General features: G+C 46.5%; 11 protein-coding genes and 1 other RNA gene. 8 read left to right on the top strand and 4 right to left on the bottom strand.

The window, feature by feature from the left end; genetic code table 11:
• Window positions 1-16: 16 nt before the first annotated feature.
• From CAG58_RS04500 to CAG58_RS04485, 4 genes are read right to left on the bottom strand one after another with little or no spacing between them, the layout of a single operon-like run.
• On the bottom strand, window positions 17-598 hold the full coding sequence (locus CAG58_RS04500; RefSeq protein WP_004395963.1) for a BON domain-containing protein: 582 nt from the start codon (window positions 596-598) through the stop codon (window positions 17-19).
• Window positions 599-601: 3 nt separating this feature from the next.
• Window positions 602-1,192: a phosphoheptose isomerase gene (locus CAG58_RS04495; RefSeq protein ID WP_004395962.1), complete on the bottom strand. Its 591-nt coding sequence runs from the start codon at window positions 1,190-1,192 to the stop codon at window positions 602-604.
• Window positions 1,193-1,199: 7 nt separating this feature from the next.
• Entirely contained in the window at window positions 1,200-1,568 is a 369-nt protein-coding gene (locus CAG58_RS04490; protein ID WP_040904683.1) for a YraN family protein, read from the bottom strand.
• Window positions 1,555-3,360, bottom strand: coding sequence for a penicillin-binding protein activator (locus tag CAG58_RS04485; RefSeq protein ID WP_161425115.1), 1,806 nt, complete (start codon window positions 3,358-3,360; stop codon window positions 1,555-1,557). Before CAG58_RS04485 ends, CAG58_RS04490 begins: the two co-directional genes overlap by 14 nt.
• 69 nt (window positions 3,361-3,429) lie before the next feature.
• Here CAG58_RS04485 and rsmI point away from each other — a divergent pair, with 69 nt between their 5' ends.
• The 8 genes from rsmI to mraY all read left to right on the top strand — a co-directional run bounded on the left by rsmI (window position 3,430) and on the right by mraY (window position 11,931).
• Window positions 3,430-4,293, top strand: a complete 864-nt coding sequence (rsmI, locus tag CAG58_RS04480) for a 16S rRNA (cytidine(1402)-2'-O)-methyltransferase (RefSeq protein ID WP_004395959.1) — start codon at window positions 3,430-3,432, stop codon at window positions 4,291-4,293.
• A 90-nt stretch (window positions 4,294-4,383) separates the two neighbouring features.
• Window positions 4,384-4,777: RNase P RNA component class A (gene rnpB / locus CAG58_RS04475), an RNA gene on the top strand.
• Window positions 4,778-4,962: 185 nt separating this feature from the next.
• Entirely contained in the window at window positions 4,963-5,913 is a 951-nt protein-coding gene (rsmH, locus tag CAG58_RS04470; RefSeq protein WP_161425106.1) for a 16S rRNA (cytosine(1402)-N(4))-methyltransferase RsmH, read from the top strand.
• A 9-nt stretch (window positions 5,914-5,922) separates the two neighbouring features.
• Window positions 5,923-6,240, top strand: a complete 318-nt coding sequence (gene ftsL / locus CAG58_RS04465) for a cell division protein FtsL (protein WP_154169117.1) — start codon at window positions 5,923-5,925, stop codon at window positions 6,238-6,240.
• Window positions 6,237-7,970, top strand: a complete 1,734-nt coding sequence (locus CAG58_RS04460; RefSeq protein ID WP_161425107.1) for a penicillin-binding transpeptidase domain-containing protein — start codon at window positions 6,237-6,239, stop codon at window positions 7,968-7,970. Before ftsL ends, CAG58_RS04460 begins: the two co-directional genes overlap by 4 nt.
• A 36-nt stretch (window positions 7,971-8,006) precedes the next feature.
• The gene (murE, locus tag CAG58_RS04455) at window positions 8,007-9,494 is read left to right on the top strand and encodes a UDP-N-acetylmuramoyl-L-alanyl-D-glutamate--2,6-diaminopimelate ligase (RefSeq protein WP_161425108.1); all 1,488 of its coding nucleotides are present in this window, start codon (window positions 8,007-8,009) and stop codon (window positions 9,492-9,494) included.
• A complete protein-coding gene (locus CAG58_RS04450; RefSeq protein WP_161425109.1) occupies window positions 9,491-10,852 on the top strand; it encodes a UDP-N-acetylmuramoyl-tripeptide--D-alanyl-D-alanine ligase in 1,362 nt (453 codons plus the stop codon). Before murE ends, CAG58_RS04450 begins: the two co-directional genes overlap by 4 nt.
• A complete protein-coding gene (gene mraY, locus CAG58_RS04445; RefSeq protein ID WP_004395952.1) occupies window positions 10,849-11,931 on the top strand; it encodes a phospho-N-acetylmuramoyl-pentapeptide-transferase in 1,083 nt (360 codons plus the stop codon). Before CAG58_RS04450 ends, mraY begins: the two co-directional genes overlap by 4 nt.
• Window positions 11,932-11,940 lie beyond the last annotated feature (9 nt).

Raw genomic sequence — 11,940 nt, 5'->3', positions numbered from 1 at the left:
TATTATTTGATTAAGCTTAATCGGCGTATTCAAACGCTTTGATGACTTGCTTAACTCCTGATACATGACGTGCAACATCAGTCGCTATTTCTGCATGTTCTTGAGTAACGTAACCGAGCAAAAATACTTCTCTATTTTCAGTGATCACTGAGACTTTCACGCCGCGCAGCTCTGATTTAGCCAACAAGGCTGATTTGACCTTGGTGGTGATCCAACTGTCATTACTGACTTGACCGACGGTTAACGGCGCTTGTATTTTGACTTGATTGTGTAAGTGGTTCACCCCTTTAAGTTGCTCGATTTGGCCAATAAATTGCTCGAGTAACTCATTGGTTTGCGATTGACCAATCAAGACTACCGTGCCTCGAAATGAGCTGGCCGTGATACGCATTTGACTACGGAAAGGCGGTTTATTACTTAACCCTGTGATTTCTAATTCAAGGTTTTTATCTTGCCATTGTTCAGTCGTTGAACGAGGATCTGTCGCAATGTTAACCGTTGCTGCCGCTCCTGCGACTAAAAAACCAGCACAGCCAGACAGCGGTAAGATAAACAGTAGGGCAAGTAGAGCGAATAAGTTGAACCGGGCGTTTTTCATGGGTTACTCTTCGTGAGCTGGAAACAACACTTGGTCAATTAAGTCACATAAACAGTGTAAAGTGACCATGTGCACTTCGTGAATACGGGCGGTACGATGGGAAGGAATACGAATTTCGACATCATTCTCCCCAAGTAACCCTGCCATTTCTCCACCATCTTTACCCGTTAAGGCAATAATGGTCATATCGCGTGTCACCGCGGCCTCCATCGCTTTGATGATATTTTTACTATTACCACTGGTAGATATGGCTAGCAGTACATCACCCGCTTGACCAAATGCTCGGACTTGTTTAGAGAAAATCTCTTGGTAATGGTAGTCATTGGCGACAGCGGTCAAAGTCGTATTGTCGGCGGTGAGTGCCATCGCGGGTAAGCTGGGGCGCTCAGTTTCAAAACGATTCAGTAAACAAGAGACAAACTGCTGAGCATTGGCGGCCGATCCTCCATTACCACAGCAGAGGATTTTCTGACCATTGAGTAGCGTGACGACCATCGCTTGCGCGGCATGCATAATCGCATCTGGTAAGGCCTCGGCGGCGGCGATTTGAATTTGAATACTTTCAGTAAAGCTATCTTTAATGCTATCGAGCATTGATTGATTATCCTTGGGTTATTGCGTTTTTTATCCACTCAATGTGCTGACCGTTGTCATGAATGGCCACGACATCGAAACGAAAATCGGTATTATCGACACTGAGTCCGTGCTTGAGCATCCACCAATTCGCAGCTTTGATCAAGCGAGTTTTTTTATGCGAAGTGACCATCTCGGCGGCATGGCCGTAAGATTGATTTTTACGATATTTTACTTCAACAAAGACTAAGCAAGAGCCATCGCGCATCACCAGATCAATTTCGCCAACGCGAGTGGTAAAGTTTTTTTCCAGTAAGCGTAGTGCATGGCGGCTGAGGTAATCTGCCGCCACTTGTTCATAATGCAGTCCCGTATTTCGGCGACTAAAGAGCCCCATGCTCCGCCCAACTAATTTCACGCTGTACTATACAGTTTTGATCAATACCAAGCACACCAGTTTGGCCAGAAATGGTATATCCTTTGACGGCTTTCATCTGTGGGAGTTCCAACATCAGTTGATAGGCATCCATCCCGAGCGCTTGCAAACGACGATCGGCATTGGACGTTCTTGGCCAAAGTTCAGCCGCTTGAGTGGCAACTGGGTTAGCTGACTCGATCAACAGTGGAATATCGCTATAAGTGATCCCGGTGAGATCTTCAAATTGACGACCTCCGCTGTTGCTGTTTGAATTAGAAAACAGCTTAGGAGGACGGGTATCTGGATTAATGGCGACCTCAATAAAAGGTTTGATCAACGTGAGGTCAGCAATACCCGCTGCAATGTATACCGCATCAATATCGCGTCGGCTACGAGGCTGGCTCTCTAAGCTGATACCCAATAATGAGTTCATTTGGGCAATATTCTGTTGGCTTGCTTGAAGACCGAAAACGTTGTTGATATTGCGTTGTAACTGTCGTTTGTCACCAAATAAGTTCACCGCGACCTTATTGGTACTGTATTGACGCCATTCTTGATTGAAGGCTTCAACCACACGATCGCCGTAGCTACCCTGTGGTGCTAAAATTAATGGGTATCGGTAGCCTTGACTGAACAAATACTTGGCGGCTTGAGCAACTTCTTGCTCAGGAGAGAGTGTGAGATAGCAAGTTGTACTGGACGGCTCAATCTTGTCCGGAATATTCAGCGCTAAGGTTGGGATCGCTTGTCCGCGTTTTTTCTGAAAAGCTTGTAACTTTTCGATATCGCTTTTAATCAGTGGGCCAACGACAAAATCGACCTGTTTTTCTGCCAAAATCGCATCAACATTTTCTAAGCTTTCAGTATTGGTGTCCAAAATGGTCAGGGTGGCGTTAGGATCGCGCAGAGGATCGTTCATCATTGCCATGATAAAGCCGTCACGAATCAGCTCCGCTTGCTTAGCAAAGCGACCACTGAGTGGCAGTAGTAAGGCGGTGTGAGTAGGTTGAACGAGATCTAACGCTAAAATATCACTGATCGTTTGAGGGGTGTAACGAGCCGCAGGATGTGAGGCGTTTTCTTTTAGCCATTTTTCTAAAGTATTTTTTAATTGCGGTAAATCGCTACCGAGCGTTTTGACATAGATAGCCAGTTGTAACCAACCATCGAGAATCTCTTCATCCGCTCCAGTACTTAGCGTTGTAATGGTTGAGCTAGAGTACCCATCAAAATTCTGCCAAATTTGTTGTGCAATCATCGATTGCTGGTCAGGCGTCGAATGTTCATACAACCCAACGAGTTCTCGATTCGCGTCAAAGGCACGTTCCAGCGCGAGCAAACTGTCAGCCCTCAGCTGATAGTACTTCTGCCATTGTCGCGGGTCTAACCGCCAATCCGTAGGGAAACTGAGCCGCGATAAGACCGTTTGGTATTGCTGTTGATTAAAAGATAACTGAGCGCGAGCAAGTTGCCACTCTGCCTGTTGAGTCTCACTCAAGGTTTGTTTTGAGATACGGCGAATCAATAATTCTGCCTGTGCGGAATCATTCTCGGCAACGGCAGCTTTGAGTGCCATAATGAGCCAATCATTTTGTAAGCTGCCTTGGCTGCTATCTGCACGCATTAAATAGGTTTGTGCCGATAGCTGTGGTTTATCGGTGATCTGTACAGACGTTGGTACTGACGGTGTGGTTGAACAAGCCGCTAGCATGATTGCCAATGCAACGGGAGTGAGTAAGCGTGTTACACTGCATCTCTGATGGTTTTTCATAGCCATGGGTTCTTTCATTATTCCGTGTAAAATTGTCTCTATATTAATCGTTGAAGTGATGGTAAACAAATGACAGATAACAAAACCGTGTCCGCAGAGGGAGCAACCCTCTATATTGTCCCGACGCCAATTGGCAATCTAGGTGATATCACCCAACGTGCCCTTGATGTGCTTGCTCAGGTCGATGTTATCGCCGCTGAAGATACACGCCACACAGGTAAACTGCTTGCTCACTTCAATATCCAAACTAAAACGTTCGCTTTGCATGATCACAATGAACAGCACAAAGCTCAAGCATTAGTTGATAAATTATTATCGGGTCAGTCGATAGCGCTCGTTTCAGATGCGGGCACACCGCTGATCAGTGATCCAGGTTACCATTTAGTCAATCAATGTCGTCAAGCGGGTGTTAAAGTTGTCCCTCTTCCTGGTGCTTGTGCGGTTATTACGGCACTGAGTGCTTCTGGTTTACCTTCAGATCGGTTTAGTTTTGAAGGTTTTTTACCGGCGAAAAGCAAAGGGCGTAAAGATAAATTTTTAGAAATAGCCAAAGTTGAGCGAACGTGTATTTTTTATGAATCACCGCATCGAATCAACGAATCGTTGCAGGACATGCTGGAAATTTTAGGTCCGGATCGCCAGGTGGTTTTGGCTCGTGAGCTGACCAAAACCTTTGAAACCATCCAAGGGTTACCACTTGGTGAGTTAATTGAATGGATTAATCAAGATGAAAACCGCAAACGCGGAGAGATGGTTCTATTGATTCATGGTGTGAGGGAAACATCGAATCAAGCGTTACCGGAAGAGGCATTAAGAAGCTTAGCTATTTTAAGTAAAGAGTTACCCTTAAAGAAAGCGGCGGCCTTGGCGGCTGAAATCTATAACGTCAAGAAAAATGCCTTGTACAAATGGGGCCTTGAAAACTTAAGTTAATGCTGGCTTTTTGAGCGGTTGCGTCGAATTATAGACAGGTTAGAGATTGTTGCTAGACAGCCTCTACGCTTATCTATAGAATCCGTGACCGGAGTTGACTGGGTAGCCGCTGCCTTATTGACGTCCCTTAACCTTGTGTTAGGGAGACTGATAAGGGGGAGGAAAGTCCGGGCTCCATAGAGCAGGGTGCCAGGTAATGCCTGGGGGGCGCAAGCCTACGACAAGTGCAACAGAGAGAAGACCGCCGATGGCCCTTTGGGGATCAGGTAAGGGTGAAAGGGTGCGGTAAGAGCGCACCGTGCGTCTGGCAACAGTTCGTAGCAAGGTAAACTCCACCCGGAGCAAGACCAAATAGGCTTCCACATAACGTTGCTCGCGTTAGGAGGCGGGTAGGTTGCTTGAGCCAGTGAGCGATTGCTGGCCTAGAGGAATGGCTACCGCCGCGCAAGCGGAACAGAACCCGGCTTATATGTCGACTCCACCTTTTCAGGCCCATCATAGCTTCGCGGTTATGATGGGTTTTTTGCTTTTTATTGACTTAGCTGATAGCAAAACCATTAAACTTAGCGCAATGTCACGTCCTGTCTATGCTTATGGGTAGCGGTCGAGTGTGAAAACGGTACACTAACTAAGCATCAATCGCGCTTTGTTCAGCGAAACGAGAATATTATGACTGAATCTTTCCAACACGTATCTGTACTGCTTCATGAATCCATCGATGGGTTAGCGATCAAACCGGATGGTATTTATATCGATGGGACTTTTGGCCGAGGTGGTCATAGCCGCACTATATTGGCTCAATTAGGTCCAGAAGGGCGCTTATACAGTATTGATCGTGATCCTCAGGCCATCGCTGAGGCGAGTAAAATTGATGATCCACGGTTTACGATTATTCATGGCCCTTTTTCTGGTATTGCAGAATACGCACAGCGTTATAATCTGCAGGGTCAGGTTGATGGCGTGTTATTTGATTTAGGGGTGTCATCTCCACAACTCGATGATGCTGAACGCGGATTCAGTTTTATGAAAGATGGTCCGTTGGATATGCGAATGGACCCCAATTCAGGAGTTTCTGTCGCGCAATGGCTATTAACCGCAGAATTGGATGATATTACTTGGGTGATTCGTGAATTTGGCGAAGATAAGCATGCAAGACGGATTGCTAAAGCGATCGTTGCTCATCGTGACAATCCAGACAACGAGCCACTGACTCGAACCAGTCAGTTAGCGAAGTTAATTTCGGAAGCGGCACCAAAAAGTTTTAAAGAAAAAAAACACCCCGCGACCCGGACTTTTCAAGCTTTCCGTATTTACATTAACAGTGAATTAGAAGAAATTGATATTGCTTTGCAAGGAGCCGCTTCGATTTTAGCGCCGCAAGGACGTTTATCGGTGATCAGTTTCCATTCATTAGAAGATCGTATGGTTAAGCGCTTTATCCGCAAAGAGAGTAAAGGGCCCGATGTCCCACATGGTTTACCACTCACGCAAGATCAAATTAAAGCCTTAGGTAGTGCGAAGTTAAAAGCGAACGGTAAAGCGATTAAGCCAAGCGATCACGAAGTGGCGCTTAATCCGCGTTCTCGTAGCTCAGTGCTACGGATTGCAGAAAAGTTGTAATCATTCACTATGTCTGTCTCTAAGCCAAACCTTGCCAAGTTAATTGTGATTGACCTGTTTACCGTCGGTCGATGGCCTCTGTGTTTGTTATTAATGATTTTTGCTACTGCGATGGGCGTGGTATTTACCACTCATCATACTCGTCAAGCGATTGCCGAAAAAAATGAGGCCATGCAGCAACGTGACTATCTGGATAATGAGTGGCGTAATTTGATTTTAGAAGAGACAGCGCTGTCTGAGCATAGTCGAGTGCAAGATGTCGCCAGCCGTGAATTAGAGATGAAGCGTCCAGATGCTGATAAAGAAGTAGTGATTAAGCTTAAATGAGTAAACAGCCGACCAAAAAAGCGCTAGCCGATAGCTCACCGACCAAGTCAACTCCGCCAGTTTTGATCCACTGGCGTTTATATTTATTACTCTCGTTTGTGGTGCTGATATTTGGTTTATTGATTGCTCGGCTCGCGTTTATTCAAGTGATTGAACCGGACAATTTGATCCGACAAGGTGATTTACGCTCGATTCGTGCGCTGACCTTACATTCAGCACGTGGGATTATTTCTGATCGAAATGGTGAGGCGCTCGCGGTGAGCGTACCGGTCGAAGCGGTCTGGGCGGATCCGTTAGTGATTTTTAGAGAGGGTGGCTTTAACGAACTTGAACGTTGGCACGCATTAGCCGATGTGTTGGGGCTAGATAGGCAAGCGATGCTGCAAAAAATTCAAGATAACAGCACGCGACGTTTTGTTTACTTGCAGCGCCAAGTCAGTCCGGCAATGGCTAAGTACATTCGCGAGCTTAAACTGGTTGGAGTTGGTCTTAAATCAGAATCACGTCGTTACTATCCGGCAGGAGAAGTCAGTGCACATCTGATCGGCGTGACCGGGATTGATGGTCATGGTTTGGAAGGGGTTGAACGTAGCTATGATAAATGGCTGACCGGTGAGGCAGGCAAGAGCATTATCCGCAGAGATCGTTATGGTCGCGTGGTTGAAAATATTGCCCTCGAACAGCGGGAAGAAGGCAAATCCCTGCAATTGACCATTGATCAGCGTTTGCAAGCTATTGCGTTTCGTGCGGTAAAACAAGCAATGGCCGATTATCGTGCCACTTCCGCTTCCGCGGTGATGCTTGATGTAAAAACCGGAGCGGTGCTAGCGATGGTGAATGCACCCTCTTATAACCCGAATAATCGTAGCGATTGGCAAAGTTTTCAAATGCGCAATCGAGTGATAACCGATGCGTTTGAGCCGGGGTCAACCGTCAAACCGTTTGTTGTCCTTGCGGCGTTAGCGAATGGAACGGCCGATGAAAATACCATTATCGATACGGGTAATGGCATCATGCAAGTCGGTGGGAGCCGAGTGCGAGATGTTTCTCGGGTTGGAAAAGCCAGTTTGCAGGTGATTTTACAAAAGTCGAGTAATATCGGTGTGGCTAAATTGGCGCTGGATATGCCTTTAGAAGATACCTTAGATATGTATCGTGCGGTTGGGCTTGGTGAGGTTTCTGGGCTCAATCTTGTCGGAGAAAGCAGTGGTATTTTCCCTAATCGCCGCCGCTGGTCTCCTTTTGAAATTGCCACATTAGCTTATGGTTATGGTTTATCGGTGACGCCGATCCAATTAGCGCATGCTTATGCGACATTAGGTAATCTTGGTGTCTATCAACCGATTTATCTGATTGATAGTAATCGTCAAGATTTATCTCAGCGAGTCGTAGACGAAAAATACGCCAGACAAGTATTAGAGATGCTTGAAACCGTCACTCAACCGGGAGGAACCGCGGTTCGTTCTGCCGTTCCGGGATATCGGATTGCCGCTAAATCGGGGACATCACGTAAAGCCGTCGCTGGAGGATACAGTGACGAGTATTTCGCTTACACCGCTGGTGTCGCTCCGGTCAGTAACCCTCGTATTGCTCTAGTGGTCATGGTTAATGAGCCGCAAGGGGATACTTACTATGGTGGCGCTGTTGCTGGTCCAGTGTTTGCTGAAATAATCAAAGGGGCGTTACAAATCTTAAATGTCGCACCTGATGAGAATCGTTTTCAACGCTAATGTTTATTCAAATCAAAATGAAAAAATGAAATCGACATGAAGATAACTCAAGGTTTACCCACATTGCTTGCACCATGGATGAAGATTGATGATCCGCAACTCAATTCGTTAACCATTCAGCACTTGCAGCTCGATAGTCGGAAAATACAACCAGGCGATACGTTTGTGGCGGTTGCCGGACATGCTGTTGATGGGCGACAGTTCATCGCCGATGCGTTGGCTCGTGGCGCTAATCTCGTATTAGCCCAAGCCGATGAACAGCATCCTCATGGTACGGTGAGCGATATCGATAGCAAACCGATCATCTATTTAGCGTCGTTAGATGAGCATTTATCGGCATTAGCGGGTCGTTTCTATGCCGATCATACTAACCGAGTAATCGCCGTAACCGGAACCAATGGTAAGACGACCATCAGTCAATTAATCACTCAATGGCTCGAATTGATGGGAGAGCGTGCCGCCGTGATGGGCACCACAGGCAATGGTTTTTTAAATCAATTACAGCCAGCGCTCAATACCACTGGCAATGCATTGGAAGTACAGGCTACGTTGCGTCAACTGGCGGAGCAAGGGGCCGAGTATACCGCTATGGAAGTCTCTTCTCATGGTTTGGTTCAAGGACGAGTCAAAGCTCTCCCCTTTATCGCAGGGGTTTTTTCAAACCTAAGTCGCGACCATCTTGATTACCACGGTACGATGCAAGAGTACGCCAAAGCGAAGCAATCATTATTTACTGAACATGATTGTCAGCAAGCGATCTTGAATGTTGATGATCCGGTCGGTGCACAATGGGCGACTCATCAATGGCCGGGGCTAGTTGGGGTATCATTGTATCAACAGCCGGAGACAGAACGTTGCTTATGGGCGACGTCGGTCAGCTATTCCGAGCAAGGTATTCACTTAGCCTTTGATGGCAGTTGGGGAGTAGGCCACTTACACGCCCCTTTAATCGGTGAGTTTAATGCCAGTAATCTGCTACTTTCGTTGGCCACGTTATTAAGTTTAGGGTTTAGCAAGCCAGCTTTGCTGGATACTGCGCCGCAGTTAACGCCTGTCTTAGGACGGATGGAGCTATTTAGCGCACCGGGCAAAGCGAAAGTGGTTGTCGATTATGCACATACGCCTGATGCGTTAGAGAAAGCGCTTTGCGCTTTGCGTGTTCATTGTTTGGGGCAACTGTGGGTTATTTTTGGTTGTGGTGGTGATCGTGATACCGGTAAGCGCCCAATGATGGCCGCGATCGCCGAACAATTTGCCGATGAAATCATTTTTACTGACGATAATCCGCGGAGTGAGTCTGCGCACGCTATCGTACAGGATATGCTCGCAGGATTAAGCCATGCTCAAGCGCACATTGAGCATAATCGTTATCAGGCCCTGCAGTATGCTCTGACTCATGCCAATGCCGATGATATTATTTTGTTAGCGGGCAAAGGGCATGAGGATTACCAAGTACTGGCCGATCAAACCGTTCATTATTCTGACAGAGAGTCAGCTCAACAACTTTTAGGGTTAACCGTATGATTAGCAATCAATTATCGACGATCAGCCACGTAGTACAAGGTCAATTACTGGGCGCGGATAGCATTATTTCGTCTGTTTCAACCGACACGCGTCGGATTGAGCCGGAAGGGCTTTTCATCGCTTTAGTCGGTGAACGTTTTGATGCTCATCAGTTTGCGCAGCAAGCGATAGATGCGGGCGCTAAAGCATTGCTGGTTGAGCGTGCTCTCGCGGTGGACGTTGCGCAAATTGTCGTCAGCAATACCAAACAAGCGTTAGGTCAACTGGGGTGTTGGGTTCATCAACAGTGCCAAACGCCAACCATCGCGATTACTGGAAGCTGTGGAAAAACCACAGTCAAAGAGATGGTCGCTAGTATTTTAAGTGCTAAAGGTCAGGTGTTGTATACCGCCGGTAATTTTAACAATGATATCGGTGTGCCACTCACCTTACTTCGCTCGAGCCGAGAAGATGATTTTGCAGTGATTGAATTGGGTGCCAATCATATTGGTGAAATTGCCTATACGACCCAGTTGGTTAAGCCAGATGTCGCGTTAGTTAATAATGTTGCTGCAGCTCATTTGGAAGGTTTTGGCTCGATTGATGGCGTGAAACAAGCCAAAGGAGAGATTTATCAAGGTCTCGCTCCAGGGAAAACGGCACTGGTTAACTTGGATAGCCATGGCGGTGAGTTATGGAGTAAGGTACTGGCCGATAAACAAGTCAAAACCTTTTCCGTTAACCAGCAGAACGCTGACTTTTTTGCCTCGCAAATAGCGTTAAATCAAGCGGGAGAAGCCAGTTTCACCTTGCATACTCCGCAAGGTGAACAGCCCGTAATATTAGGCATTATAGGTCAACATAATGTTAGTAATGCGCTAGCGGCTAGCGCATTAGCGATGGAGATGGGCGCGAGTATACAAGAGGTAGCCGTTGGACTTGCCCAGTTATCTGCCGTGAAGGGGCGAGTTGACGTTAGCCTGTTAACACCGATGATTCGCCTGATTGACGACAGTTATAACGCAAGCGTTCCGGCCATGAAAGCGGCGATTGAACTGCTGGCCTCTTTCTCCGGTTGCCGTTGGTTAATTTTAGGTAATATGGCGGAATTAGGCACAGAAAGTCTTGCACTTCACCAACAAGTCGGTGAACATGCTGCCCCATTCCAATTTGACTATGTTTTGACGTATGGAGAGGATGCGCGAGTGATCAGCCAACAGTGTCAGGGACAGCACTTCTCAACGCATCAAGACATGCTGACGTTTATTGAGCAGCAACTCGAAGTTCGCGCTTCTCAATCTCATGTGTTGTTAGTGAAAGGAGCGAACAGTTCAGGTATGAGTAAGATTGTTGCTGCACTTAAGGAGAAATTCTCATGATTATTTGGCTTGCGGAGTTACTCCAGCCCTATTTTTCATTCTTTCGTTTGTTTGAATATTTATCCTTTCGGGCCATTGTAAGTATTTTGACCGCATTGAGTTTATCTCTTTGGATGGGACCAAGATTAATTAAGCGTCTTCAGGTGCTGCAAATTGGCCAAGTGGTTCGTAATGATGGTCCTGAGTCGCATTTTAGCAAACGTGGTACGCCAACCATGGGCGGAGTGATGATTCTAGCCTCGATCAGTATCACGGTGTTACTGTGGGCCAATTTAAGTAATCCTTATGTCTGGGCCGTATTGGCGGTACTGTTAGGTTTTGGAGTCATTGGCTTTATTGATGATTATCGTAAGGTGGTACGTAAAAATAGCGATGGTTTGATTGCGCGTTGGAAGTATTTTTGGCAATCGGTTATTGCTCTCGTGGTCGCTTTTGCTCTTTATGCCCATGGTCACGATACCGCTGCCACTCAGTTAGTTGTGCCTTTCTTCAAAGATGTGATGCCACAGCTTGGCTTACTGTATATCGTATTAACTTACTTTGTGATTGTCGGTACCAGTAACGCGGTAAATTTAACGGATGGATTAGATGGATTAGCGATTATGCCGACCATCTTAGTCGCTGCTGCTTTTGCGGTCATTGCTTGGGCAACCGGTAATGTCAATTTTGCCAATTATTTGCATATCCCCCATATTCCTTATACCTCAGAGCTGGTTGTCGTTTGTACCGCCATTGTTGGCGCAGGCCTTGGCTTTTTATGGTTTAACACTTATCCAGCGCAAGTTTTTATGGGCGATGTCGGCTCATTAGCTTTGGGTGGGGCCCTCGGTATTATCGCAGTTTTGGTCAGACAAGAGCTGTTATTGGTGATCATGGGCGGGGTATTTGTGATGGAAACCATCTCGGTTATCTTGCAGGTCGGTTCCTATAAATTGCGTGGTCAGCGTATTTTTAGAATGGCACCCATTCACCATCACTATGAATTGAAAGGCTGGCCAGAGCCGCGAGTGATTGTGCGTTTTTGGATTATTTCTATTGTGCTAGTTTTGATTGGTCTAGCGACCTTAAAAGTACGCTAATCCGCAGAG

This window comes from Vibrio sp. V31_P5A7T61 (assembly GCF_009904895.1).
Taxonomy (GTDB): Bacteria; Pseudomonadota; Gammaproteobacteria; order Enterobacterales; family Vibrionaceae; genus Vibrio; species Vibrio metschnikovii.
Note: the sequence above shows the minus strand (reverse complement) of the source record. Positions and strands in the feature narration are given on the sequence as shown.